Source organism: Pseudomonas simiae, assembly GCF_000934565.1.
Taxonomy (GTDB): domain Bacteria; phylum Pseudomonadota; class Gammaproteobacteria; order Pseudomonadales; family Pseudomonadaceae; genus Aquipseudomonas; species Aquipseudomonas simiae.
In genome coordinates, this window is record NZ_CP010896.1 from 3,734,124 (window position 1) to 3,760,478 (window position 26,355).

Consider the following 26,355-nt stretch of genomic DNA (forward strand, 5'->3'; position numbering starts at 1 on the left):
TGCGGTGGTTCAGTCGATACAGGTGGCGACTGAGGCACCCCATTCGCAGCAAGTCCGCTCCACATTGGTCTTGCGTCATTAGCTAGAGCGCGTTCTTCAGCTCTTGTATTGAGATCTCGCGCATGCGGAATTTCTGGATCTTGCCCGTTACCGTCATCGGGAACTCCTCCACGAACTTGAAATGCTTGGGCGTCTTGAAGTGCGCAATGCGGCCCTTGCACCAGGTTTGCAGCTCAAGCTCATTGGCCACATGGCCTGGATGGAACTTGACCCAGGCGACGATGGCTTCACCGTAACGCTCATCCGGAATGCCGATGACCTGCACATCCGCCACTGCCGGGTGGGTGAAGAAAAACTCCTCCAGCTCACGCGGGTAAACGTTCTCGCCACCACGGATGATCATGTCCTTGTTGCGCCCGGCAATGCACACGTAGCCATGGGCGTCCATGCTCGCCAGGTCGCCGGTGTGCATCCAGCCAGCGTCGTCGATGGCCTCGCGGGTGGCATCGGGGTTGTTCCAGTAGCCAAGCATCACGCTGTAGCCACGGGTGCACAACTCGCCGATCTCGCCTCGCGCCACCGTATTGCCGTCGGCATCGATGATCTTGTTTTCCAACTGCGGCTGGGTGCGCCCGACCGTGGTCACGCGGCGCTCCAGGTCATCATCCGCCCCCGTCTGCAAGGACACCGGACTGGTTTCCGTCATGCCGTAGGCAATCTGCACCTCGCTCATGTGCATCTCGCTGATCACCCGGCGCATCACTTCGATGGGGCACGTGGCGCCGGCCATGATGCCGGTGCGCAGGCTGGACAAGTCAAAGCCGCCCAGCTGTGGATGATCGAGCATAGCGATGAACATGGTGGGCACGCCGTACAGGCCGGTGGCGTGCTCTTCGGCGACGGCGGTGAGCGTCAGCAGCGGGTCGAAGCCGTCATTGGGATAGATCATGGTGGTGCCATGGGTGATGCAGCCCAGGTTACCCATGACCATGCCGAAGCAGTGATACAGCGGCACCGGGATCACCAGGCGGTCTTGCGCGGTCAGGCCCAGGCTTTCGCCGACCATGTAACCGTTATTGAGGATGTTGTGGTGACTGAGGGTGGCGCCTTTGGGGAAACCGGTGGTGCCGGAGGTGTACTGGATATTCACCGCCTGGTCGAAGTGCAGGCTGGCCTGGCGGCTGTGCAACTGTTCGAGCGGGATGCCTGTCCCGAGCGCGGCCAATTGCGCCCAGGGCAGGAATCCCGGGGGCGGGCTGGGGTCTAGGCTGATCATGCCGCGTAGATCGGGGTTCAGTGCCTGCAGCATCGCGTGGTAGTCGGAGGTCTTGAATGACCCGGCGCACACCAGCCACTGGCAGCCGGACTGCTTGAGCACGTATTCCAGTTCACTGCTGCGGTACGCCGGGTTGATATTGACCAGGATCACGCCGAGCTTGGCGCTGGCGATCTGGCTGATGCACCACTCGGCGCAATTGGGTGCCCAGATACCCAGGCGGTCGCCGGTCTGCATACCCAGGGCGAGAAAGGCACGGGCGTGCAAATCGACCGTTTCGGCCAATTGCCGCCAGGTGTAACGACGCTGCTGGTGTCGCACCACCAGGGCCTCGCCATCGGGGAATTGCGCGACGGTGCGGTCAAAGGCTTGGCCAATCGTCATGGCCAGCAAGGTCTTGTCCTGGGAGCCACGGCTGTAGCTCTGGTTCGGTTGATCCATAACGACCCCTGTTTGTCTTTTTTGTAGGTTGACGTAAACGTAAACTACGATTGACACCGCCGTAACGCAAGTTTACGTTAACGTAAAGGTGAGCGCCCTCCCCTGGCGCGCCCTCCACACAAAAACAAAGCTCACATTAAGGTGCCTGTCCATGAGTTACCCGTCCCTGAACTTCGCCCTCGGTGAAACCATCGACATGCTGCGCGACCAGGTGCAGTCCTTCGTGAGCAAGGAAATCGCGCCGCGCGCGGCACAGATCGACCGTGACAACCTGTTCCCCGCCGACCTGTGGCAGAAATTCGGCGACATGGGCCTGTTGGGCATCACCGTCCCGGAAGAATACGGCGGCGCCGGCCTGGGCTACCTGGCCCACGTGGTGGCGATGGAAGAGATCAGCCGGGGTTCGGCGTCGGTGGCGTTGTCCTACGGCGCGCATTCCAACCTGTGTGTGAATCAGATCAACCGTAACGGCAACCACGAACAGAAACTCAAGTACCTGCCCAAACTCATCAGCGGCGAACACGTCGGCGCCCTGGCCATGAGCGAGCCTAATGCCGGCTCCGATGTGGTCTCGATGAAACTGCGCGCCGACAAACGCGGCGACCATTACGTGCTCAACGGCAGCAAGACCTGGATCACCAACGGTCCCGACGCCAGCACTTATGTGATCTACGCCAAGACTGACCTGGAAAAGGGTCCGCACGGCATCACCGCCTTTATCGTCGAGCGCGACTGGAAAGGCTTCAGCCGCAGTAACAAGTTCGACAAGCTGGGCATGCGCGGCTCCAACACCTGCGAGCTGTTTTTCGATGACGTGGAAGTGCCGGAGGAAAACATCCTCGGCACGCTCAATGGCGGCGTCAAAGTGCTGATGAGCGGCCTGGACTACGAACGCGTGGTGCTGTCCGGCGGCCCTACCGGGATCATGCAGGCGTGCATGGACCTGATCGTGCCCTACATCCACGACCGCAAGCAGTTCGGCCAGAGCATCGGCGAATTCCAGCTGATCCAGGGCAAGGTTGCCGACATGTACACCCAACTCAACGCAAGCCGTGCCTACCTCTACGCAGTGGCCCAGGCCTGCGAGCGCGGCGAGACCACGCGCAAGGATGCGGCCGGGGTGATCCTCTACAGCGCCGAACGCGCCACGCAAATGGCCCTCGATGCGATTCAAATCCTCGGTGGCAATGGCTACATCAACGAATTCCCGGCCGGGCGCCTGCTGCGCGACGCCAAGCTGTATGAGATCGGCGCCGGCACCAGTGAGATCCGCCGGATGCTGATCGGTCGCGAACTCTTCAACGAAACCCGCTGAAGGAGCGCACCATGGCCACCTTGCATACCCAACTCAACCCGCGCTCGGCGGAGTTTGCCGCCAACAGCGCGGCGATGCGCCAACAGGTCGACGCCCTGCACAGCCTGCTTGCCCACGTGCAACAAGGCGGCGGCGCCAAGGCCCAGGAGCGGCACACCTCACGCGGCAAACTGTTGCCCCGTGAACGTATCAATCGGTTGCTCGACCCCGGCTCGCCGTTTCTTGAACTCAGCCAATTGGCCGCCCATCAGGTGTATGGCGAGGACGTACCCGCCGCCGGAGTGATTGCCGGGATCGGCCGGGTGGAAGGCGTCGAATGCATGATTGTCGCCAACGATGCGACGGTGAAAGGCGGCTCCTACTACCCGCTCACCGTGAAAAAACACCTGCGCGCCCAGACCATCGCTGAGCAGAACCGCCTGCCATGCATCTACCTGGTCGACTCCGGCGGCGCCAATCTGCCGCGTCAGGACGAGGTGTTCCCCGACCGCGAGCACTTCGGGCGGATCTTCTTCAACCAGGCCAACATGAGTGCCCAGGGCATTCCGCAGATTGCGGTGGTGATGGGCTCGTGCACCGCCGGTGGCGCCTACGTGCCGGCCATGGCGGATGAAGCGATCATGGTGCGCCAGCAAGCCACCATCTTCCTCGCCGGGCCGCCACTGGTGAAGGCCGCGACCGGTGAAGTCGTGAGTGCCGAAGACCTCGGCGGTGCCGATGTGCACTGCAAGATCTCCGGCGTGGCTGATCACTATGCCGACAGCGATGAACACGCGCTGGCGCTGGCCCGGCGCAGCGTGGCCAACCTCAATTGGCGCAAACAGGGCGAGTTGCTGCAACGTACGCCCGTGGCGCCGCTTTACAGCAGCGAAGAACTGTACGGCGTGATCCCCGCCGACGCCAAGCAACCCTTTGATGTGCGCGAAGTGATCGCGCGGCTGGTGGACGGTTCGGTGTTCGATGAGTTCAAGGCGCTGTTTGGCACCACGCTGGTATGCGGCTTTGCGCACTTGCACGGCTACCCGATTGCGATCCTGGCCAACAACGGCATCCTGTTTGCCGAAGCCGCGCAAAAAGGCGCGCACTTTATCGAGTTGGCGTGCCAGCGCGGGATTCCCCTGCTGTTCCTGCAGAACATCACCGGCTTCATGGTCGGCCAGAAATACGAAGCCGGTGGCATCGCCAAGCACGGCGCCAAGCTGGTCACCGCAGTGGCCTGCGCCAAGGTGCCGAAGTTCACCGTGATCATCGGCGGCAGCTTTGGCGCCGGTAACTACGGCATGTGTGGCCGCGCCTATGACCCACGCTTCTTGTGGATGTGGCCGAATGCACGCATCGGCGTGATGGGCGCCGAACAGGCCGCCGGCGTGCTGGTGCAGGTCAAGCGTGAGCAGGCTGAGCGCGCCGGCGTGGGTTTTAGCGCTGAAGAAGAAGCCGCGATCAAGCAGCCGATCCTCGACCAGTACGAAACCCAGGGCCACCCCTACTATTCCAGCGCACGCCTGTGGGACGACGGTGTGATTGACCCGCTGCAGACCCGAGACGTGCTGGCCCTGGCCTTGTCCGCTTCGCTGAATGCCCCCATCGAGCCGAGCCGCTTCGGCGTCTTCCGCATGTAACCTGCAGGAGCGAGCTTGCTCGCACCTACAGGAGACCTCTTATCATCATGGAGCTCCCTGCATGAGCGATTTCAATACCCTCGAACTGATCACCGACCGTCGTGGCTTTGCCACGCTGTGGCTCAGTCGCGAAGCCAAGAACAACGCGTTCAATGCCGAAATGATCCGCGAACTGATCATCGCCCTCGACCAGGTGCAAGGTGATTCATCATTGCGTTTTCTGGTGCTGCGCGGGCGCGGCAAGCACTTCAGTGCCGGGGCCGACCTGGCCTGGATGCAGCAATCCGCCGAGCTGGATTACCACACCAACCTGGACGATGCGCGCGAACTGGCGGAGTTGATGTACAACCTGGCCAAGCTGAAGATTCCCACCCTCGCGGTGGTGCAAGGCGCGGCCTATGGCGGTGCGCTGGGGTTGATCAGTTGCTGCGACATGGCGATTGGCGCCGACGATGCGCAGTTCTGCCTGTCGGAAGTGCGTATCGGCCTCGCACCGGCGGTGATCAGCCCGTTCGTGGTACAGGCCATCGGCGAGCGTGCAGCACGGCGCTATGCGCTGACCGCTGAGCGCTTTGGCGGCCAGCGGGCACGGGAGATCGGTTTGTTGGCGGAAAGCTATCCAGTCGACGAACTGGATCAACAAGTCGAGCAATGGATCGCCAACCTGCTGCAGAACAGCCCGGCGGCAATGCGCGCCAGCAAGGACCTGCTGCGCGAAGTGGGCCACGGCGCCCTCACCCCGGCCCTGCGCCGCTATTGCGAAAATGCCATTGCGCGCATACGTGTCAGCCCTGAAGGCCAGGAAGGCCTGCGTGCCTTCCTGCAAAAACGTCCACCCAGCTGGCAATCCCAGGAGCCGCGTTCATGAGCACGTTGACAACTCTGCTGGTGGCCAACCGTGGCGAGATTGCTTGCCGGGTAATGCGCACCGCCAAGGCCATGGGCCTGACCACCGTGGCGGTGCACAGCGCCATCGACCGCGATGCGCGCCATAGCCGCGAAGCGGATATCCGTGTCGACCTGGGCGGCAGCAAGGCCACTGATAGCTACCTGCAAATCGACAAACTGATCGCCGCAGCCCAGGACAGCGGCGCCCAGGCGATTCATCCGGGTTACGGCTTTTTGTCGGAGAACGCCGGTTTTGCCCGCGCGATTGAAGCGGCTGGTTTGATCTTCCTCGGCCCACCCGCCTCGGCCATCGACGCCATGGGCAGCAAATCGGCCGCCAAAGCACTGATGGAAACCGCCGGCGTGCCTCTGGTGCCGGGTTACCACGGCGAAGCCCAAGACCTGGAAACCTTCCGCGCAGCCTGCGAGCGCATCGGCTACCCCGTGCTGCTCAAGGCCACGGCCGGTGGTGGCGGCAAGGGCATGAAGGTGGTGGAGGATGTCAGCCAGTTGGCCGAGGCCCTGGCCTCGGCACAGCGCGAGGCGCTGTCGTCCTTCGGCAACGGGCAGATGTTGGTGGAAAAGTACCTGCTCAAGCCACGTCACGTGGAGATACAGGTGTTTGCCGATCAGCACGGGCATTGCCTGTATCTCAATGAGCGAGACTGCTCGATCCAGCGTCGCCACCAGAAGGTCGTCGAAGAAGCCCCGGCACCGGGATTGAGTGGTGAACAACGCAAGGCCATGGGCGAAGCCGCCGTGCGTGCGGCCCAGGCCATCGGCTATGTCGGCGCAGGCACCGTGGAGTTCTTGCTGGACGCGCGTGGCGAATTCTTCTTTATGGAGATGAACACGCGGCTGCAGGTGGAGCACCCGGTGACCGAGGCGATCACCGGCCTGGACTTGGTGGCCTGGCAGATCCGTGTCGCCCAGGGCGAGGCGTTGCCGATCAATCAAGAGCAAGTGCCGCTGACGGGCCATGCGATCGAAGTGCGGCTGTATGCCGAAGACCCGACCAATGACTTCCTGCCCGCCACCGGACGCCTGGCGCTGTACCGCGAATCCGCACCGGGGCCGGGGCGTCGTGTGGACAGCGGTGTCGAACAAGGCGACAGCGTGTCGCCGTTCTACGATCCCATGCTCGGCAAACTGATTGCCTGGGGCGAAGACCGTGAGCAGGCGCGATTGCGGTTGCTGGCCATGCTGGATGAGTTTGCCATCGGCGGACTCAAGACCAACCTGGGCTTTTTGCGGCGCATTATCGGGCATCCAGCGTTTGCGGCAGCCGAATTGGATACCGGGTTTATTCCGCGCTATCAGGAGGAGTTGCTGCCGGCCCCAGGGGACTTGAGTGATGAATTCTGGCAGGCGGCCGGATCGGCATTCATACAGAGTTTGCCGCCGGAAGATGGGCCTTGGGGGGATAAGCGCGGATTTCGTGCTGGGTTACCTGCCGAAGTGTCGTTGCACTTGAGCTGCACTGGCCAGGATCGATTGGTGACGCTGGCCGCGGATGCGCCGCCATTGCGCGGCGAGCAGCTGCTGATCGAGCGACAGGGCGTACGTCGCAGCCACCTGGCAGTGCGCAGCGAAGGCAGTGTGTTTTTGCGCTGGGACGGCGAGATGCACGGCGTGACGCTGTTCGACCCGATTGCGGCCGTTGAGGCCAACCAGTCGCACCAGGGCGGCCTGACGGCACCGATGAACGGCAGCATCGTACGTGTGCTGGTGGAGGTGGGCCAACACGTCGACGCCGGCACGCAACTGGTGGTGCTGGAGGCCATGAAGATGGAGCACAGCATTCGCGCGCCCCAGGCTGGAGTGGTCAAGGCGTTGTTCTGCCAGGAAGGTGAAATGGTTGCAGAAGGTTGCGCGCTGGTGGAACTCGAACCGGCCGGTTAGAACTTTGCCATGGCCTGAACCACGACGCCAAGGATGTGGCAGTCGTCAGTGAAGGGCTGCTTTGGGTAGGTGGGATTGAGCGGCACCAGGTAGAGCTGGCCGCTTTCTTCCAGCAACTGGCGGAAGGTCGCCTGGGGGTTCGCAGCTCCTTGGGCGACCACCAGTTTACCGGGCTCGGCCTTGATGGCCGGGTCGACCAGGATCATCATGCCCGCGCTGACGCTCAGGCCGCTGGGCGCGGTCATGGCGTCGCCTGTGACCGGCAGCCAGAAAGCGTCGCCCTGGGCATGATAATCGCTCAATTCGAAACGGGCCGCGCCATAGGTCGCCCGCTCTTCGCGGACCTCGCACAGCCCTTTCCAATCGCTGACCGGGTAGCGGAAATACGGGTTGTAGTTTTTCTCCGGAAGCGCTTCTTCGGCCCGCTCGCGAATATCCAGCGCAACTTCCAGGTACCCCAGCCCCAGCGCCGTCAGTACCCGGTTCATGTCCGTCAGGTTCGGCGCACGGCGCTTGTTGAGCCAGTGGCCAACGCCGCCCTGGGACATGCCCAGGCGTTCAGCCAATTCACCCTGCGTGACCTTGCGGTCTTCCATGTTGGCCTTGACCAACGCTATCCAGTTATCCATGGAGCTGACAATACGTCATGCAGTGTTCAGGGCAATAAACAGTTTGTAGTAATCCATAAAACGACACAAATACGATACGTACTATCATCGGACATAAGGTTTTCGACACCCACAACAGAGTACCGCCCCTTATGACGACCAGCCCGTATCTGCTACCCGAAACCCCAGAAGAACACGACCTGCACGTGCTACGCAGCAGCGGTGCCGCCCGGCGCGCATTGGACTTTTACTTGAAAGAGGAGATGTCGGCAGCAGCCCCTGACGACGCCCTGTTCGCCATCAAGCCAGGCATCAGCCAGGAGGAAGCCCTGGTGCACGCCTCGGACTTGTTGCGCAGTGCCGCAGCTACGGCCTATGAATCAGCGAACAACCATCAGGGCAATCATCGCGACCTGGCGTTTTCGGTGGTGTATTTGATTGATATGGCGAAGGCGATGGTGGAGCGGTCGTTGCAAGTGCCAGCGGCTCACGCGAACGGATAACAGGCACAGAGAAAAATATTTCTATCTGACGGATAAAAACATTTGACTTGCAAATGATAATGATTATTATTGGACCTAGCTGATCGCGAGATCAGTCGATAGACCAAGGGACCTTAGGTCGGACTCTTGGAATATCTCCTCATCAGGCTAATCACGGTTTTTGACCCGGCTCTTTGGCCGGGTCTTTTTTTTGCCAGTTTCCCTGGCATGGCTTCAGGCTAATGAAGACTGTGTGTTGCTTGATGACGCGCATGGTAGCAAAAGACCATCGTCAAAAGAAAGCCAGTCGACCGCTCTAGCCCAGATCTTTGCGAAATAGCGCTTGAGAATCAATCTCATAGATTCTAAGCTGCTGCGGCGTCAAGGATGACGCCCCCTCCCCCCGTGCAACAATTTTGCATCCAGTCTTTACCGGACTCCTGTGTAATATAGCCGCCACAACACTCATAATCAGGCAACCAGACTATGACCGTGGCCTTGACCTCCATCAAGATCAGCACCGACTTCGACAGTGGCAATATCCAGGTACTGGATGCCCACGATTCCCATCAGTTGTTGCTGGCAATCAAACCCGACACCCGTAGCCAACATTACCAGTGGTTTCACTTCAAGGCCGAAGGCATGCACGTGGGCCACACCCACACGTTTCGCCTGAGCAATGCGGGCAAGTCGTCTTACCCGCACGCGTGGAGCGGCTACAACGCCGTGGCCTCCTACGACAATATCAACTGGTTTCGGGTGCCCTCGCGCTTTGATGGGGAAATCCTGCATATCAGCCTTGAGACCCGCGAGAAGCACGCCTGGATTGCCTATTTCGAACCCTACAGCCGTGAGCGCCACGACTGGCTGATCGAGCAGGCCCTGACTCGCGCCGGCACCCAATTGCTGGCGACCGGTAAAAGTGTCGAAGGTCGTGATATCCAACTGCTACGTCGCGGCAAAGGCGGCAAAGGCCGCCGCAAGGTCTGGATCATCGCCCAACAGCACCCCGGCGAACACATGGCCGAATGGTTTATGGAAGGCATCATCGAACGCCTGCAACAGGACGGTGACGCCGAGCTGAAAAAACTGCTGAAAGTCGCCGACTTGTACCTGGTGCCCAATATGAATCCGGACGGGGCGTTCCATGGCCACCTGCGCACCAATGCCGCGGGCCAGGACCTCAACCGTGCGTGGCAGAGCGCCAGCCAGGAGATCAGCCCGGAAGTGTTGTTCGTGCAACAACAGATGGAGAAATACGGCGTAGACCTGTTCCTCGATATCCACGGCGACGAGGAAATCCCCTACGTTTTCACCGCCGGATGCGAAGGCAACCCCGGCTACACGCCGCGCATCGAGACGCTGGAAAAACACTTCCGCAGCCACTTGAGCAGCCTGACCCGCGACTTCCAGACCACCTACGGCTACACCCGCGACCTGCCGGGCGAAGCCAACATGACCCTGGCGTGCAATGCAGTCGGTCAGCAGTACGACTGCCTGTCCCTGACCCTGGAAATGCCCTTCAAGGACAACGACGACGCCCCCAACCTGCTCACCGGTTGGTCAGGTAAACGTTCGATGCAACTGGGCAAGGATGTGTTGAGCAGCGTGGCCGATATCGTCGACGTCTTACGCTAAGCCGAGTGCGGCGGGCACCCGCCGACAATCCTCGGGCCCCAGCAAGCGCCCATCCGCCGAGCGCAACTCCAGCGCTCGCAGCGGCTCGCCGTTGGCGCGGTCCACCATCACCGAATGCTTCTCCTCTGCCCCATAGAAAAATCCCTCGCCCCACTGCCGCAACCCGATGATTACATGGAACAGGCCTCGACCCTTTTCCGTCAGGGCGTACTCCTGATACGCACTGCCATCCGACGCCGGCACGATCTCCAGCACCCCATGGGCGACCAGGCTGCGCAAGCGCGTGGACAAGATGTTCTTGGCCATCCCGAGGCTGCGCTGGAACTCACCAAAGCGGCAAATCCCGTCGAATGCATCGCGAATGATCAGCAGCGACCAGCCATCGCCAATTGCGTCCAACGAGCGCGCCACCGGGCATTCGGCGCTTTCAAAGCGGGTGAGCTTGACCATCGGGCTGCCTGTCGTCGACCAGTTATGTAGTTGCAATATAAAACCAGAATCCTTACCGTACAACGAGTTTCATTTTGAAACCACACAAGGATTATTCGCATGTCGTCATCCCCTTTGAGCGGCGCCGTAGTATTGCTGCTCGCCGTCGCCTGTGGCCTGTCGGTGGCCAATGTCTACTACGCCCAGCCGCTGCTCGACGCCATGGCTGAAACCTTTGCCATGGACCACGCCACCGTCGGCATCATCATCGCCCTCACCCAGGTTGGCTATGGGGCGGGCCTGTTGTTGCTGGTGCCACTGGGGGACCTGCTCAACCGGCGCAGACTGATCGTCAGCCAACTGCTGCTTTCCACCCTGGCCGTGCTGATGGTGGGATGGTCCTCAAGCAGTTTCTGGCTGCTGGCCGGCATGGCACTGACCGGGCTGCTGGCAGTGGTCGCCCAGGTGCTGGTGGCACTGGCCGCTCATCTGGCATCGCCTGAACAGCGCGGCCATGTGGTGGGGTTGGTCACCAGCGGTATCGTGGTCGGTTTGTTGCTGGCCCGCTCGGTTTCCGGCGCGATGGCCGACCTGGCGGGATGGCGCTCGGTCTACCTGTTGTCGGCAGGCCTGACACTCTTGATGGCGATCTTGCTGTGGCGTGTATTGCCAAGCACCGAGCCACCGCGCGCCAGCGGCACTTATGGCGCATTGATCCGCTCGGTGTTCAGCTTGTTCAAGGAGGAAAAAGTCCTGCGTGACCGCGCCGTGCTGGCGATGTTGATTTTCGCCGCCGGCACTGTCTTGTGGACGCCGCTGGTACTGCCCCTGAGCGCCCCGCCGTTGTCGCTTTCCCACACGCAAATCGGCCTGTTCGGACTCGCCGGCGCCGCCGGTGCCTTAGGTGCCGCCCACGCCGGGCGCCTGGCCGACCAAGGGCTGGCCCAATGGACCAGTGGCACAGCCCTGCTGCTGATGCTGCTGTCATGGGTCGCAATCGGCTTCACCCAATCCTCGTTGTGGGCCTTGTTGCTCGGCGTGATTGTATTCGACCTGGGCCTGCAAGCCGTGCATGTCACCAGCCAGAGCCTGATCTACGCCGTGCGCCCCATTGCCCAGAGTCGGCTGGTGGCCGGTTATATGCTGTTTTACTCGGTGGGCAGTGCGCTGGGCTCCATCAGCGCAACGGCCATGTATGCCTGGGGCGGCTGGATCGGGGTGTGTGTCCTCGGCGCAGCCATCAACCTGCTGGCGCTGGTCTACTGGCTGGCCACACTGCCCCCGAAACCTGTTTCAGTCCTGGCTGCCGGTCATGCTTTGCAACACGCCGTCACGACGGATCAACCCGTGGAACAAGGCCGCCGCCAGGTGCAACAGCACCGTCAGGAATAGCAGATAGGCCAGGAACCCATGGGCCCTGCGCAGCACCGCGAACAGTGGCGCGTTCGCTCCCACCAGCGCTGGCAACTGCACCGAACTGCTGAGCATCACTGGATCACCCGCCGCCGAGATCATCGCCCAGCCCAGCAGCGGCAAGACCAGCATCAGGGCATACAACACCAGGTGGGAGGCCTTGGCCGCCAGCACTTGCCACAGCGGCAAGTCGGCAGGCAACGGCGGTTGGCGAGTAGAAAAGCGCACCACCAAGCGCACGATCACCAATACCAGAATCGCGATACCCAACGGCTTGTGCAGGTGGATCAGCCACTCATGCCGCTGCGAAACAGAAGCCGCCAGCCCCGCGCCGATAAACAGCATGGCGATGACCATCAGCGCCATCAGCCAATGCAGCAGGCGCGCCAGGGGGGCAAAAAACCGTGGTTGGACATTCATGGCTTCAACTCCTGAGGGGCGCTGTGCAACGGGCTGACTTCACCGGCGCGACGCAGGTACGAGCTGGCGTACGCCGCCGAACGTGCCGCCAGCAACGGGTCATTGGAGGCTTCAATGCCGCTGGGCAGAATCAGTGGATCAAAGTTGATATCGCGACAATCCCCGTCCGCTTGCGGCTGGCTGCTTTGCAACACCAGGGTGCCGGCGTTGATGACTTTATGCTCGCCGGTCCAGGCTTTGCTTGCATCGTCCAAAGGATCGCCGGGATTGGCCAGGGTCATGTTCAACTGCCAGCGCAACGGACCGGTAGCGAGGCGCTGTACCAGGTCCTTTTCCAGGAAATCACTGCCGGCAGGCGCAGTATCGCCCGCTGCGTCCTGACTCTGCGGCACTACGCCCCAACGCACGGCCTGGCGCTTGCCATCGGCCCCCACCAGGAAGAACGCGTTGATGCCGTTGTAGGTTTCGGTCGCATAGCTGGCCGAAGGCTTGGCGGATTTGACCCACGCCAGGAACGGCGCGGTCTCGGGATGGGCGGCAAAGAATGCCGGCATGCTCGCCGGGTCCGGTTTGCCGGTGGAGGGCTGCGGCGCACCGGCCTTGAGCAGTTGGTAGAACGCCTCAGGCGTGCCCACTGGGAACACCGGCATGCTGTTCATGCCGGTGCGCCACTGTTGGCCGTTGGCCTGGCTGAACTGCACGGCAAAACTGCGGATCGGTACACTGCTGTCCGGCGCATAGGGGTTGCCGCTGGGCAGCGCAAATCGGCCAATCAGTGGGGTCTTGGCCTCACTGAACACCTGGGCACTGGAGTAGGCACGGGCTTCGGGGCTGCTCTGGAAATACCCGGCCACGCACACGCCCTTGGCGTGGTTACGGCGGAACCCAGGGTGCACGCCATTGTTGGTTTCCAAGGCATTGACCAGGGTTTTAGGGCGCAGGCGCTGCGGGTCGAGGCTGCCATTGACGTAGGCAAAAGCCCCCGCCACAACCGCAACCACGGCACCGATACCCGCCAGGCGCGCGATCAGGCTCGCAGTGCTCAGCGGAGGACGGGGCGGTGATGAGTGATCTACCATGAAGGAACTCCAGGGCCAAAGGCCTTAGGGATGAACATAAGGTCGGAGCATTAAGACGAACGCCGATCGGCTCTATTCCCTGGCCTCGGATTTATTTCCTGGCACGCGGAATAATCGTCAACGCCGCACGTCTCTCTAGTCCCAGCGTAGTGACCAGCCAGATACCCATGCATGAACTCGACGAACAGTTACGTGAACTCATCCCCAGGCTGCGGCGCTTTGCCGTGTCCCTGACCCGTAACGCCAGCAGCGCCGACGATCTGGTGCAGTCGACCCTGGAACGGGCAATCATCAGTTGGGCCGACAAACGCGTCGAAGGCGATTTGCGCGCCTGGCTGTTTTCGATCCTCTACCGGCAGTTCCTCGATGCCCACCGCCGTACCCGGCGCTACGCTCGCATGCTCGAATTTTTCACCGGACGCGACGATGCGCAGCCGTCGGTGGAACGTACGGTGATCGCCCAGTCGACCCTGCAAGCCTTCGATCAACTCAACACCGAGCAGCGTGCGCTGCTGCTGTGGGTCTCGGTCGAAGGCCTGAGCTACAAGGAAATCGCCGAGATCCTTGAGGTGCCCATCGGCACCGTGATGTCGCGCCTGTCCCGTGCGCGCCAAGCCCTGCGTCTACTCAGTGATGGCGAAATTGCCAGCCCTTCCCTGCGGATACTCAAATGATCAGCCTGCCCCCCAGCGAACGCGATTTGCATGCCTACGTCGATCACCAACTGCTGGAGAGTGATCGCCGCGTGCTTGAGACCTATTTGGCGGCGCACCCGGACGTCGCCGCGCAGGTCCATGCCTGGCAACACGACGCGCAGTTGCTGCGTGCAGCGCTGGGCGGCGCCCTGCAGCAGCCGGCCAACCCGGACCTGGACCCGGCCCTGATCCGCCAGCGCATGAAGCGCCAATCGCGTCGACAGTTTGCTACGGCCGCCGTGCTGCTTCTCGCCGTCAGCCTCGGCGGTATCGGCGGCTGGCACGCCCGTGAAGCCACCCAGCCCGCCCAACTGCCCATGGCCGATGCCATGCAGGCGTTCCGCTTGTTTGCCCAGGACGGCATCATGCCCGCCGACTACAAGGTGCAGGGCGGCGGCACGATGCAGGCCTGGCTCGATCGCTACTTCAACCAGGCACACCGCCTGCCGGACTTGAGCACCTCCGGGTTCACTCCGGTCAGCGGGCGCCTGCTCACCACCGAGCAAGGCGCCGCCGCCATGGTGTTGTACGAGGACCCGCAAGGCCGGCGCATCAGTTTCTATATCCGCCCGCCAGGCCCGGAAAACGGCTTCCTGCCTCGGGGCAGCCGCAGCGCCGATGGTTTGCAAGCGCAATACTGGTCCGGTGCCGGCTATAACTATGCGCTGGTCAGCCCGGTGGATCAGCCCGGCCCGCCGCTGCTGAAATTCTAGAAGCCGACGTCGAGCACCACGTTGTCCAGGTAGGTGCCCGCGGGCGGGGTGGGCTGGTCGGTGTAGATCCGGGCGTTATAGTTGAACACCTGGCTGCCAATGCCCAGGCCATTGCCGGGGTTGATCTCGGCGGTGGAGCTGTCGCGACGCGCAGCGCCGACACTGCCCCAGCGCGTGGTACCGGCGCTTTTGAAGAGGTCATAGGCCAAGTAGTTGCTGCCTGAGACCATCCGGCGTCGCCCGCCCACACTGACGGCGTTCTGGCCATCGCTCAAACCTACGCTGTAAGCACTGCCCTTGGTGCAGGAAATGCTGATGGTCTGGCCGGTGACCGGGGTAAAGCCGCTGATGACGGGCGCGCTGCCAAAACTGATATTGGGTGCAGTGATCTGGCAGTCGTTGGTGACGGTCATGCTCACGGTCAGGAGCTTGACCTGGGGGGTGAGGTTCTTGTCACGCAATATGCACAAATTGCCAACGCCCAGGCCGATACAATAATCCCAGGTCCACGCGACGCTCAAGACTTCGGTATACACCCCGGCCGCCACATTCGTCCCAGTAATACTGCCCACGTAAAGCGGCAGGTTCTTGCTGCCCGGCCCCGTCAAAAGCCCCGCGCTGGTCGCAATGCCATTGGGACCGAAATCGAACTGGATCCCCCGGGTAATCGGGAACGTGGTGGTGTTATTGCCATAAATCGTATAACCAATCACGTCCCCCGTGGGGCCGACCATGCCGCTGGTGGTTGAAGTGATCGTGGCATAGAAGTGGTCATTGGTGCCGAGGGCGATCAATGAGGCCGTGCAGCTCAAACCGCCATTGAGGGTCGAACTGTTTTGCGTCGCGGTGCGCACGTTGATCGAACTCACCGAGCCAAAACTCACCGGAGCAGTCGCCACCGTCGAACACAGCGCCATCGCCTGCCCCGAACACAACAGCCCGATGAGCGACAGCCATCCCAAGCCTCTCATTGGCACACCAACGGCCCGATCAACGGCACGCCCTGCTGCTGCTCGTCGATATCGAATCGCGCTTGACACGTGCGCCCGTCCCCCAGTGTGACCTGCAAGGTGTTATGCGCCGAGAGGTTTTCCAGGTACACCAGGCCATCCCAGCCGACCACCGCCTGCTGGTTGCTTTGCTCGTGCACCAGCAGGCTGCCCAGGGGTAATTCCTGGTGCTGGGTGTCCACCAGCGTGACGCTGGCCGCAAGCACCCGGCGCAGCGGGAACTCCAGCAGATAACCGCTGCCGCGCCGCACGGATACACGCTGCTCCACATTCGGGCTCTGCACGTTGAGCGGCAGGTTCAGCGGATCGATTTCATACTTGGCGCGGTAATACGCGCTGCTCCACGGCACCAGCAGATGACCGTTGCGGTCGGTTTCACCCACCAGTTGGTTTTCATAGCGCACCGGAATCCCGGCGAAGCCCTGAGTACTCACCACCACAAAGGCATCATTGATACGGTTGGCTGCAAAAGTGTCGCCGCCCATCCACACCAGCGAGCCACTGGCATCCGCCCAACGCGTCTCGGCGTCGCTGCTGCCGTACACACCGGCCTGCAACTGCACCGACTGCAAGCGCCAGGTCAGATCGGCCTGCCGGTACGCTGGGCCATCACCCTGGGCATAACCGAGGTTGTAACCCACCCCGCCCTCGCTGGGCACCGCACTGCTGTAGTTGAGGCGCTGGCGACTGGCGCCATCCTTGCTGCGCTCGGTGCTCAAGGCCAGGCTGCCGTTGAGATCAAACGGAATCACCAGCTGCGCCTGCATCGCCCAGTTGCTGTCGCCGATCTCACGGTTGGCCGACAGGTAGAAGCTGGTGTTGCGCCACAGCGGCTTGCTCCAGCTGAGGTTGAGCAAGCGCGTTCGAGAATCGTCCGCTGCCTGCACGTCAAAGTAACCTACGCCCAGGCTGCCGAAGCGCTCAAGGTTAAGGCTCAAGGTCACTTGCTCGCTGCGTTTGCTGAGGCTGGCATAGGGCGTGTCGACTAGGGTCAGGTCGGCGTACTCGTCGCGCCGCTCGACCCGCTGGTACGACAGGCTGTAGCGCATGCTGTTGTATTGATAGCCCAGGCTCATTTGCTGGCCGCCGCGGCCTTCGAACTGGCTTTGGCTGACGGCGGTATTGAGCACGCCGAAGTTGCCCAGCCGCAGGTTGCCACCCAGTCCGCCGAGGGTCAGGTCACTGGACGCTTCGGCGTGACTTTCCAGGGTCAGGTTGTCGGAATAACCATAACGAAAGGTACCGCTGGCAACGCCAGGCCCGTAGGCGAAATCTTTCAAGGTGTATTCCCGGCGCAAGGAACCAGCAGCCACCGAGAAATCCGTCAGGCCTTTTTGCAGCAGCGTACTCGTCACATAAAACGGCACCGTGGTCGACACCTGGCGGCCCAGGGCGTCGGTGGTCACCACGACCGCTTCGCCTGCACCGTTGATGAACGGGACGTTGGTCAGAGTGTAAGGCCCCGGTTGCAGCAGCGCACTGTCGGATTTGTAGCCGTTGATGAACAGGTCAACCGACGACGGCACCGCGGCTTCACCGGCAAATTGCGGCAACGGGTAGGTCACCAGGTCCGGGCGTACGGCAAAGTCACGGGAAAACTGCACCCCCCCCAGGCGCACCGAACTGCTCCAGGGCAAGGCGCCGCTGATCACGTCACCGGCCTCGTAGGTCAGCAGCCGTTCGTCATCGGAGAAACGCCAGGTGGTGTCATAGCGCCGATAGCCATTGTTGAACGTACTGCTGCTCACGCCATCGGCCAGGGTCTGGCGATACTGGCCGGTATTGGACAAGGTGCCCCAGTTGTCGAACAGCCGTACTTCGTTCCAGGCGGCGAGGTAGCTGCCGCCTTCGTCGGTGTCGCTGAAATACAGATCATAGTTGAGCAAGGCGCCGAAACTGCTCATCGCCTGGGTGCGCGGATAGGCGTTGCGGTTACCGATGAACTGCTCTTTCAACCACGCAGGCGGCACATCCAGCAGCAGGCGCTGAGCGTTGCTGTCGTAGTCACTGTGCAGACCTGGGAGCGTGTCCAACGCCACGCTGCCACTCAGTTCACCGGGCAGCTTCATGCCCACATCCTGCAGCGCACTGGCCGGCACATAGAGCTGTCCGGCCCGTTGATCGACCGCGATGACGCGGCCGGTGTCCATCTGGTTGACCACCAGTTCCAGAAACAACTGTGCATCGGCGACAGCCTCCATACTGCTCGGGGGCGGTGGCAAGTCGCCAGCCCCCCCCTGCGGCGCAATCATTGCGCCCCATAGCCCGCTTACCATTGCTACCGACGGCCATAGACCTCGAGTCCAACCACGACTCACACATGGCGTTGTGTCCTTCAATGGACATCTCCATCCGTTTAAATCCCGGAGCTTCCCGCCCCGTTACACCCGGTTACCGTGTCGGCGCAAGGTTCTCCAACTGCTGCGCGCCGTTGATCCTGACCTGCAGGGGCTGGTCAGCCGACAGCCCATCCGGCACCGGCCAGCGCATGGTCGCGCCCGGCAAGACATAGCCAAGCAAACCGTCCACCAAGGGCCGTGTCTGCCCGCCCTGCTTGAATGAGGCATCGGTGAGGCGCGCATGCACGGCGCCCTGGTTGCGTACTTCGAGGTAATTGCGCCCCGCCACCGTGACTTTCTGCCAACTCAAGTCCGGCTTGCCGGCGCCCTTGGGATCACGCTGACGTGTGCTGTCTTCCTTGCTCCACAGGCCCGCGCCGTAGGCAAACAGCGGTACCGAGTAACGCATCTGGAAGCGAATAGCCGCCGCCGTATTCTTGCCCTCTGGCGGCGCTGGCACCTGCAGCGGCGAAGGGATTTCATCAATGATGATGCGGTAGGCCAACTCTTGTCCCGGCGGCACTTCGCGGGTGCGGGTCAGGCGCACCAGTTGTTTTTGCCCTGGCTCGATTCGCGCCACCGGCGGGCTGCCGATCACATCGCGCTGGTTCTGGTATTGCTCATCGAAGCCGCTCTGGCTCCACGCGAACACGCGTATCTGCAGGCTCGCGGTTTCGGTCCCACGGTTTTCCAGCCACAGCGCGCTGGCCTGTTGGTCGGCCTCCAGCACTGGATCGATGGGCCAGATCAGCACCGAGCTGGCCGCCTGCACGACCCCCGCCGTGCACACCGCACTCAAGGCAATACCCGCGGCCCACAACCGCCGGGAAGGTGAACGCATAACCCCACTCCTTATACCGATAGCCTTACCACGTCAGCTGCACCTGCAGCGTGTCGCTGTATGTCCCCCCAGGCTGATTGCCCGGCAATTGCACCCGCCCGTAGATGGGCAGGTTGATGTTATTCGCGTCGCTGTAGGCCACGTTGACGCTCTGGCCAATCCCCAGGCTCTGGCTGAACGCCGCATCCCGAAACAACTGGTAAGCCACTCGCGCGCTGCCGCTGTTGAGCTGCAAATTGCGCCCGGTGCCGCTGTGCAGGCCGCCGTTGACGCTCATGCTCAGCGTCACCCCAGGCGTGCATTGCAAAGTCACACCCCCCGTCAGCGCCGCCGTGACCGTGCTGGTAGCCAGGGCCGAGTAACTGCCGTAGGTCAGCGCGCCATAATTGGAGCCTGCGCCCACAACCAGGCAACCTGGTGTGATAGTCGCGCTCACCTGGAAGCTTTGGCTGGTCACCGCCGATAACGGCAGCGGCACCGCCAGCCCGCAGGCCAGCAACGCTCTGAGCCACATCGCTAGAACGTCAGTTCCACGGCCACGGTGTCGGTGTAGGTGCCGGCTGGCAGCCCCGCCTTGCCCACCGCTCGACCGTAGAGGTTGACGGTCTGCGCTACGCCGGTACTGGTGGCGAGTGTGATCACGTCGTCAATCGCCAACAGCGCGGAGTGGCCGCTGTCGGTATAGAAGTCGTAGGGCACGAAGTTGCCTGCACCGTCGGCCAACGCACGACTTCCACCCGGAGACGCACCGTCATGGGCACCGGCGCGCACCTTGACCGCTGGGGTGGTGCCACTGGAGCACAGAATAGACAGCGCCCCACCGGTGCCGGTGCCGCCGAGCAACTGGGCATCGGCGTTGGTGAACAGACTGTTGGTGGTGCCGAAGTTCAAGCTACCAAAGTTAAGGCCGCTGGCGGCTCCAGAGCCGTTGACCTGGCAGCTGGCGATCAATATCAGGCTGGACGTGATCTGCCCGGTCACGGTGGTCGCCGCGTTGAGGCTGGAGGCCATGGCCAGGCCCAGTGCACAGACACCTAATCGCGAAACAAGTACATGCATGGTTTTCATCCTCTTGAGTTACCAGTCCAGTGTCACCGTCAACGTGTCGGTGTAGATCCCTGCCGGTAAGGCACTGGTATTTGCCACCACGGAGCCAAACACCGGAATCGGTATCTGGGTGCCCCTGGCCACGACAAAATTGCGTTGTTGGCCGATGCTGTAAGCGCTGCGGCCCTGCGGGTCGGCAGACAGCCGATACGGAATCATCTGGCGCCCATTGCTCAGGCGTCGTGTAGTGCCATCGCCATTGGTGCCGCCGTCGATGGTCACGGTAAAGCTCGAGACCGAAGGGTTGCACGACACCGCCAGCGGCGCCTTGTCGCCGTCGGAGACCGCTGCGCCCAGCGTGCTGTTCCAGGTCGGGCCCTGGCTGCCGAAGTCGAGCATCGCCGTGCCACCCGTGGGGTTGACCGGTGCGCTTTCGACGCCTTTGCTCACTTCGCAACTGGCGGTGATCACCAGCCGCGCCTGGATAAACCCGGTGGCGACAGCCGCCTGCGCGTCATCCGCCAGCACCAGCAGGCCGCCCATGGCCACCGCGGCCAGATAGCGGCTTACCACGTGACCGTCACCTTGAGCAGGTCGGTGTAGCGGCCGACGGCGGGTATGTCTTTGAGCGGCTCGATGCGGCCATACAGCGGCAGGTCGACGAAACCGGCGTCAGGCACCCGGCCACTCAGCGGCACATCCACCGGCAACGGCACGCGCCGCGCGGCGTCGGCATAGATGCGATAGGGAATGGGTCGGGTCGAAGGGGTGGCGCTGAGGTAACGAAGTTCACCGGTGCCGCCATGCAGGCCGCCATCCACGCGCACTTGATACGGCGTGTCGGGGTTGCACTCCAGGCGCGGCTGGCGCTGGCTGATCAGTGCCGCACTCAGGGGCCCGGCCGGGTCATCCAGACGCGGGCCGCTGCCAAAATCCAATACGCCAAGCTGCTCGATGCCCGCTTGGCGGGTCGTGCCCACCAGTTGGCAGCCCCGCTGCACGTCGATACGCACCTCCACCTGAAGCTGTGCACCGTAAGCCGTGCTGCAGAGCATCGCGCCCATGACTGCCAATACTGCTCGTCCCTTCACTGCCCCAAATCCTTTTACAGGGGTGACTGCTGTGTAGAAGGTTAGTCACTCAACGAGAAACTGCCAGTCTGGACAGGATTACCTCCGTGACATGCTTTTTCGAGATAGCTGGCAGTGCCCTTCTCTATTGGTCAAAACGCGGCGGGCGCCCTAAAGTGAGCGACCACTGAAATACAGAGTGACTTGCATTGGCCGCGCTTTCCCTGATCCGTCGCCTGCTCGGTAAGAAAACCGACGCCCTGGACGCCTCGCCTATCCCCGCGTTCTTTCAGCGCAAAGCCGAGCAACAGGGTTATACCCTCAGTGCCGGTCAAACCCGAGCCATTGCTGCCCTGGCCCGAGAAACCCAGCACCTGCTCGCCGGCCGACCTACCCGCAGCCTGTACCTGCACGGGCCGGTGGGGCGCGGCAAAAGCTGGTTGCTGGACGGCTTTTTCCAAGCGCTGCCGATTGCCGAGAAACAGCGCGTGCACTTCCATGATTTTTTCGCGCGCCTGCATCGCGGTATGTTCACGCACCGTGAGCAGGACGATGCCCTGGCTGTGACCCTCGATGAACTGCTGACGGACTGCCGTGTCCTGTGTTTTGACGAGTTCCACGTCCACGATATCGGCGATGCCATGCTGATCACGCGGCTGTTCAAAGCCTTGTTCGAGCGCGGTGTGCTGGTGCTGGTGACGTCCAACTATGCGCCGCAGGGGCTGCTGCCCAATCCGCTGTACCACGAGCGCTTCAAGCCGGTGATCGACCTGATCGATGCGCGCATGGCGGTGCTGGAAGTCAGCTCGCCCCAGGATTTTCGCAGCCTGCCTCAAGCCCAGAGCGCACAACGTTTTACCAGCGGTCGGTACGTTTGGCCCGCAAACGCGAGCCAGCGCCAAGCCTTGGGGCTTCCCGCTGCCGACTGCCCGCCGCGCCCTCTGGCCGTCGGCAACCGGACGTTGATCTGCCGCCACCACGCAGGCCGCACCATTGCTTTCACCTTCAGCGATCTTTGTGAACAGTTGACCGCCGTGATGGACTATCTGCTGCTGTGCCAAGACTATGATCACTGGATCATCGACGGCCTGCCGCAACTGGCCGATTGCCCGATTGCCGTACAGCAACGCTTTATCAACCTGGTGGATGTGCTCTACGACCGGGACAAGCACCTGATCCTGATCGGCGAGCAACCCCTCGACCTGGCCCTGAGTGGCCAGGCCATCGACCTCGCCCGCACCGCCAGCCGTCTCGGCCAATTGCAACAGGCTGACCCGCAACCTGCACACGACCCGGTATCATGAGCGCCATTTGCGCCCCTTTACCGAGTAACCGCTGCGTTCATGAATACTCTCGCCCAACTCAAGGCCGGCCAACTGGCCGGTATCACGCGCCTGGACCTGTCCTGCGGGCTGACCGAATTTCCCCAGGAAATCTTCGAACTGGCCGACTCCCTGGAGATCCTCAACCTCAGCGGTAACGCCCTGAGCAGCCTGCCCGACGACCTGCATCGCCTGCCCCACCTGCGTGTGCTGTTCTGTTCAGACAACCTGTTCACCGAGCTGCCGACTTGCCTGGGCCTGTGCGCCAAGCTGAGCATGATCGGCTTCAAGGCCAACCAGATCAGCCACGTGCCCGCCGCCGCGTTGCCGCCGTTGTTGCGCTGGCTGATCCTGACCGACAACCGCATCCACCATTTGCCCGATGAACTGGGCAAACGCCCGCTGCTGCAAAAGCTGATGCTGGCCGGCAATCAACTGTCGCAGCTGCCGGAGAGCATGGCCAACTGCCGCAGCCTCGAATTGCTGCGCATCGCCTCCAACCGTTTCACCCAGTTGCCGGCGTGGTTGCTGGCCCTGCCAAGCCTGACTTGGCTGGCCTATGCCGGTAACCCGGTGGAAATGGCGGTGGAGGTGACAGGTGATGTCGCCACGCCGGATATTCCCTGGGCCCAGCTGGAACTGGCCGAAGTCCTTGGCGAAGGCGCCTCCGGCGTTATCCGCAAGGCCCTGTGGAAACCGTCAGGCAAACCGGTCGCAGTCAAACTGTATAAAGGCAGCATCACCAGCGATGGTTCGCCGCTGCACGAAATGCAGGCCTGCATCGCCGCCGGGCTGCACCCTAACCTGATCAAGGTAGAAGGCCGCGTTGTCGGCCACCCGGATGACCAGGCCGCGCTGGTGATGGACCTGATCGACCCGAGCTACCGCAACCTCGCAGCCCTGCCCAGCCTGGCTTCGTGCACCCGCGACATCTATGAACCGGGTACGCGCTTCAGCCTTGATGTGGCGCTGCGCATTGCAAGGGGCATCGCGTCGGTCGCGGCGCATCTGCATCGCCACGGCATCACCCATGGCGACCTGTATGGCCACAATATTCTGTGGAATGAGGCGGGAGACTGTTTGCTGGGGGATTTTGGCGCGGCGTCGTTCCATGCCACGGCCGATGGCGTGGAAACCAGGGCCTTGCAGCGGATTGAAGTGCGGGCGTTTGGGGTGTTGTTGGGGGAATTGTTGGAGCGGGTTGAGGAACAGCTGAGTGATGGACTGGCAGCGTTGCAAAAAAGCTGCTGTCAGCCTGATGTGCTGGCACGACCGGGGTTCAACGAAATCGAATCACTGCTGAGCCGGGGCTGAAACCCAATCCAAATGTGGGCGCTGGCGTGCCTGCGATAGCGGTGTATCGATCACTGAAAAAGTGAATGACACGACTTCATCGCAGGCACGCCAGCGCCCACATTTGTTAGCGTGTTTTAGCCCGCCAGACCGACGAACATGTCCTGAACGTCATCATGGTTGTCCAAGCCTTCGAGGAAGGCTTCGACTTCCGCCATTTGCTCATCGCTCAACCCGCTCACCGGGTTCTTCGAGATATAGCCCAACTTGGCCGACAGCACGGTGAACCCCTGCTCCGGCAAGGCTTTCTGTACGGCGTCGAGGTCGGTGGTCTCGGTGATGAACAGGGTGGTGCCTTCTTCTTCACCCTCTTCGAAATCCTGGGCGCCGGCTTCAATGGCTGCCATTTCCGGATCGGCGTCCGGGCTGTCCGGCGAGGCTTCGATCAGGCCGACGTGGTTGAAATCCCAGGCCACGGAGCCGGAAGCACCGAGTTGGCCCTTGCGGAATGCCACGCGGATTTCCGCCACGGTACGGTTGATGTTGTCGGTCACGCACTCGACGATCAGCGGCACCTGGTGCGGGGCGAACCCCTCATAGGTCACGCGATGGTACTGCACGGTTTCGCCGAGCAGACCGGCGCCTTTCTTGATGGCGCGGTCCAGGGTTTCCTTGGGCATCGAGGCCTTTTTGGCCTGTTCCACCACCAGACGCAGGTGAGCGTTGGTCGAGGTATCGGCGCCGTTGCGCGCGGCGATGGTGATTTCTTTCACCAGCTTGCCGAAGATCTTGCCCTTGGCATTCGCTGCCGCTTCTTTATGTTTGACTTTCCACTGTGCGCCCATGACTCACTCTCTTCTATCCATCGCGCCGAAACGTCTACTGGCCGGCGCTTTGGGGGCAGAGTTTATAGGGCAAAAACGCTCTAATCCACCAAAAAACCGGCCATACCCCTCAGGTTCGCAAGGGTTTGACCGCCACGTTACAGTCCGGCACGAAATCCCCGACCTGGGCCAGCACTGCCGGCCGGGCGTTCCAGTACGGCATCAACACCAGCGAAGAAAACAACGCAGCCCCGGCAAACACGATAAACACCGTTACGGTATCGAAGTACCCCGGCAGCAGCCCGCCGAGGATCGCGCCCACCGAGCCGCAGCCATTCACAAAGCCCGCGGCGGTGGCACCGGCCTTGGCGGTGCCGAAGTCGATGGCAGCGGTGCTGCTGATCATCGAGTCCGGCCCGTACAGGGTCAGGCCCATGACAAACAGCAAGGCCATCACCAGCACCACACTACCGGTATGCAGCGCCCCCATGAACAAGGCCAGGGCCACGGTCAGGGCCAGCAGGCTGAGCACACAGGCGGGCATGCGGCGGGCACCAAAGAGTTTGTCGGAAGCCAGGCCGATCAGTACCGGACCGAGCAAGCCCGCCAGCTCGAACGCCGTGGGCACGATCGCCGCCCCCACTTTGCCCACCGACGGCATCTGTTCGTAGACGATCACCGGGCCCCACAACAGGATCGCGTAACGCGCCGGTTTCAACAGAAAATACGCCAGCCCCAGGGTCAGCACCGTGCGGTTGCGCAAGATCGCGCGTAATGGCTCCAGCACGCTGATGCGTTTTTCGGCGGCGGCCTCCTCCGCACTCAACGCCGGCTCCGGTTCGACGGCGGGCAAGCCCACATCCTGCGGCGTGTTGCGCTGGAAGATAAAGAACAGCAGCGCCACCAGCGCCACCACCACCGCACTGGAGATAAACGCCGCGTGCCAGCTGCCTATCAAGGTGTAGGCCCACCACCCTGCAAAGGGCGAGGCTACCAAGCCACCGAACGCGTAGCACGAACTCCACAACCCCAGTACCCGTCCGCGCTGTTGCGCCGGGAAGAAACTACCGAGGTTCTTGCACAACCCCGACCAGCCGGTGGACTGCGCCAGGCCTTGGATCAACATGCATGTGACAAAGATCGGCAAGGTCGCGAACGTGCCCATGACCAGGGCGGCGGCAGCGGAAATCAACAAGCCGCCCAGCACCACGACCCGTGGCCCGAAGCGATCGGCCAACATCCCCCAGGTGAATTGCCCGACGGCATACGCCGCCAGGTAGAGACCGTCCAGGTTGGCCATCATCATTTTATCGAGGGGGAAGCTCGGGTCGTCGCCAATGCCCAGCTTGGCCACCGAAAACGCTTTGCGAGTGAAGTAAAAGGCGGCGTACGCCAGCCAGGTGATGGCGAAAATCTGCACGCGCCAACGCTTGATGCTACCCATAGGGATATTCATGGTGGTTCTGACCTCAGGTTGAGTGTGCCGGCAGAATCGCGAAGCAAATGCCTGTTTTTTTATTGTTGAGCACTGCAACACCGGTCCCTGGGGAACGGCATTGGTCAGATGAGCGCTGTTTGCCAGGGCTCATGGCCACCGCGGTTGTAGGACTCAACCTACGGCGACTGAGGCGTATAAAAGCAACGGCAGACTAATAGGTAAAATCGATTTATCGTATTTCAAATATAAGCTG

The 26,355-nt window shown here is 62.0% G+C and carries 25 protein-coding genes; 11 read left to right on the forward strand and 14 right to left on the reverse strand.

Annotated features, from left to right (window positions below):
- Positions 1–82: 82 nt before the first annotated feature.
- A complete protein-coding gene (locus tag PF1751_RS16705; protein ID WP_044287379.1) occupies positions 83–1,717 on the reverse strand; it encodes an AMP-binding protein in 1,635 nt (544 codons plus the stop codon).
- Between the two features lie 151 nt (positions 1,718–1,868).
- Here PF1751_RS16705 and PF1751_RS16710 point away from each other — a divergent pair, with 151 nt between their 5' ends.
- The 4 genes from PF1751_RS16710 to PF1751_RS16725 all read left to right on the forward strand — a co-directional run bounded on the left by PF1751_RS16710 (position 1,869) and on the right by PF1751_RS16725 (position 7,441).
- Positions 1,869–3,032, forward strand: coding sequence for an isovaleryl-CoA dehydrogenase (locus tag PF1751_RS16710; protein WP_044287380.1), 1,164 nt, complete (start codon positions 1,869–1,871; stop codon positions 3,030–3,032).
- Between the two features lie 11 nt (positions 3,033–3,043).
- Complete coding sequence (locus PF1751_RS16715) at positions 3,044–4,651, forward strand: carboxyl transferase domain-containing protein (protein ID WP_044287381.1); 1,608 nt, start codon at positions 3,044–3,046, stop codon at positions 4,649–4,651.
- A gap of 61 nt (positions 4,652–4,712) precedes the next feature.
- Entirely contained in the window at positions 4,713–5,519 is an 807-nt protein-coding gene (locus PF1751_RS16720; protein ID WP_010209466.1) for a gamma-carboxygeranoyl-CoA hydratase, read from the forward strand.
- On the forward strand, positions 5,516–7,441 hold the full coding sequence (locus tag PF1751_RS16725; RefSeq protein ID WP_044287382.1) for an acetyl/propionyl/methylcrotonyl-CoA carboxylase subunit alpha: 1,926 nt from the start codon (positions 5,516–5,518) through the stop codon (positions 7,439–7,441). Before PF1751_RS16720 ends, PF1751_RS16725 begins: the two co-directional genes overlap by 4 nt.
- Here PF1751_RS16725 and PF1751_RS16730 read toward each other — a convergent pair.
- Positions 7,438–8,070, reverse strand: coding sequence for a LexA family protein (locus tag PF1751_RS16730; RefSeq protein ID WP_021492804.1), 633 nt, complete (start codon positions 8,068–8,070; stop codon positions 7,438–7,440). The genes PF1751_RS16725 and PF1751_RS16730 overlap by 4 nt on opposite strands.
- A 131-nt stretch (positions 8,071–8,201) precedes the next feature.
- Between PF1751_RS16730 and PF1751_RS16735 the strand changes: the two genes are divergently transcribed.
- Positions 8,202–8,552, forward strand: a complete 351-nt coding sequence (locus tag PF1751_RS16735) for a DUF6124 family protein (RefSeq protein WP_010209462.1) — start codon at positions 8,202–8,204, stop codon at positions 8,550–8,552.
- Positions 8,553–9,017: 465 nt separating this feature from the next.
- Positions 9,018–10,169, forward strand: coding sequence for a M14 family metallopeptidase (locus tag PF1751_RS16740; protein WP_021492805.1), 1,152 nt, complete (start codon positions 9,018–9,020; stop codon positions 10,167–10,169).
- Here PF1751_RS16740 and PF1751_RS16745 read toward each other — a convergent pair.
- Positions 10,161–10,619 carry a winged helix-turn-helix transcriptional regulator gene (locus PF1751_RS16745; protein ID WP_044287383.1) on the reverse strand — a complete coding sequence of 153 codons (459 nt, stop codon included), beginning with the start codon at positions 10,617–10,619 and terminating at the stop codon, positions 10,161–10,163. The two genes, PF1751_RS16740 and PF1751_RS16745, sit on opposite strands and share 9 nt — an antisense overlap.
- A 99-nt stretch (positions 10,620–10,718) precedes the next feature.
- On the opposite strand from PF1751_RS16745, the gene PF1751_RS16750 reads away from it, so the two are divergent.
- Positions 10,719–11,990, forward strand: a complete 1,272-nt coding sequence (locus PF1751_RS16750) for an MFS transporter (protein ID WP_044287384.1) — start codon at positions 10,719–10,721, stop codon at positions 11,988–11,990.
- Here PF1751_RS16750 and PF1751_RS28470 read toward each other — a convergent pair.
- A complete protein-coding gene (locus PF1751_RS28470) occupies positions 11,892–12,431 on the reverse strand; it encodes a cytochrome b (RefSeq protein WP_010209458.1) in 540 nt (179 codons plus the stop codon). The two genes, PF1751_RS16750 and PF1751_RS28470, sit on opposite strands and share 99 nt — an antisense overlap.
- On the reverse strand, positions 12,428–13,510 hold the full coding sequence (locus PF1751_RS16760) for a catalase family peroxidase (RefSeq protein ID WP_010209457.1): 1,083 nt from the start codon (positions 13,508–13,510) through the stop codon (positions 12,428–12,430). Before PF1751_RS16760 ends, PF1751_RS28470 begins: the two co-directional genes overlap by 4 nt.
- A 167-nt stretch (positions 13,511–13,677) precedes the next feature.
- Between PF1751_RS16760 and PF1751_RS16765 the strand changes: the two genes are divergently transcribed.
- Entirely contained in the window at positions 13,678–14,184 is a 507-nt protein-coding gene (locus PF1751_RS16765; protein ID WP_010209455.1) for an RNA polymerase sigma factor, read from the forward strand.
- Complete coding sequence (locus PF1751_RS16770) at positions 14,181–14,918, forward strand: anti-sigma factor family protein (protein WP_044287385.1); 738 nt, start codon at positions 14,181–14,183, stop codon at positions 14,916–14,918. The genes PF1751_RS16765 and PF1751_RS16770 overlap by 4 nt, the downstream gene beginning before the upstream one ends.
- Here the strand turns inward: PF1751_RS16770 and PF1751_RS16775 are convergent.
- From PF1751_RS16775 to PF1751_RS16805, 7 genes are all read right to left on the reverse strand, one after another.
- Complete coding sequence (locus PF1751_RS16775; protein ID WP_044287386.1) at positions 14,915–15,889, reverse strand: Csu type fimbrial protein; 975 nt, start codon at positions 15,887–15,889, stop codon at positions 14,915–14,917. The genes PF1751_RS16770 and PF1751_RS16775 overlap by 4 nt on opposite strands.
- Entirely contained in the window at positions 15,886–18,204 is a 2,319-nt protein-coding gene (locus tag PF1751_RS16780) for a fimbria/pilus outer membrane usher protein (RefSeq protein ID WP_044287387.1), read from the reverse strand. Before PF1751_RS16780 ends, PF1751_RS16775 begins: the two co-directional genes overlap by 4 nt.
- 115 nt (positions 18,205–18,319) lie before the next feature.
- Positions 18,320–19,108, reverse strand: a complete 789-nt coding sequence (locus PF1751_RS16785) for a fimbrial biogenesis chaperone (protein ID WP_021492811.1) — start codon at positions 19,106–19,108, stop codon at positions 18,320–18,322.
- A gap of 25 nt (positions 19,109–19,133) precedes the next feature.
- Positions 19,134–19,622 (reverse strand): Csu type fimbrial protein, encoded by a 489-nt coding sequence (locus tag PF1751_RS16790; protein WP_010209447.1) that lies wholly within the window; start codon positions 19,620–19,622, stop codon positions 19,134–19,136.
- A 2-nt stretch (positions 19,623–19,624) separates the two neighbouring features.
- Positions 19,625–20,167 (reverse strand): Csu type fimbrial protein, encoded by a 543-nt coding sequence (locus PF1751_RS16795; RefSeq protein ID WP_010209446.1) that lies wholly within the window; start codon positions 20,165–20,167, stop codon positions 19,625–19,627.
- Positions 20,168–20,185: 18 nt separating this feature from the next.
- Positions 20,186–20,728 carry a Csu type fimbrial protein gene (locus tag PF1751_RS16800; RefSeq protein WP_010209445.1) on the reverse strand — a complete coding sequence of 181 codons (543 nt, stop codon included), beginning with the start codon at positions 20,726–20,728 and terminating at the stop codon, positions 20,186–20,188.
- Entirely contained in the window at positions 20,722–21,219 is a 498-nt protein-coding gene (locus tag PF1751_RS16805; protein ID WP_010209444.1) for a Csu type fimbrial protein, read from the reverse strand. The genes PF1751_RS16800 and PF1751_RS16805 overlap by 7 nt, the downstream gene beginning before the upstream one ends.
- Positions 21,220–21,434: 215 nt before the next feature.
- Between PF1751_RS16805 and zapE the strand changes: the two genes are divergently transcribed.
- Together zapE and PF1751_RS16815 are read left to right on the forward strand one after the other, a co-directional pair.
- The gene (gene zapE / locus PF1751_RS16810; RefSeq protein WP_044287388.1) at positions 21,435–22,529 is read left to right on the forward strand and encodes a cell division protein ZapE; all 1,095 of its coding nucleotides are present in this window, start codon (positions 21,435–21,437) and stop codon (positions 22,527–22,529) included.
- Positions 22,530–22,568: 39 nt separating this feature from the next.
- Entirely contained in the window at positions 22,569–23,861 is a 1,293-nt protein-coding gene (locus PF1751_RS16815; RefSeq protein ID WP_021492815.1) for a protein kinase, read from the forward strand.
- A 116-nt stretch (positions 23,862–23,977) separates the two neighbouring features.
- Here PF1751_RS16815 and PF1751_RS16820 read toward each other — a convergent pair whose 3' ends face one another.
- On the reverse strand, positions 23,978–24,685 hold the full coding sequence (locus tag PF1751_RS16820; protein WP_010209440.1) for a YebC/PmpR family DNA-binding transcriptional regulator: 708 nt from the start codon (positions 24,683–24,685) through the stop codon (positions 23,978–23,980).
- A 109-nt stretch (positions 24,686–24,794) separates the two neighbouring features.
- Positions 24,795–26,120 carry an MFS transporter gene (locus PF1751_RS16825; protein WP_010209437.1) on the reverse strand — a complete coding sequence of 442 codons (1,326 nt, stop codon included), beginning with the start codon at positions 26,118–26,120 and terminating at the stop codon, positions 24,795–24,797.
- Positions 26,121–26,355: the final 235 nt, after the last annotated feature.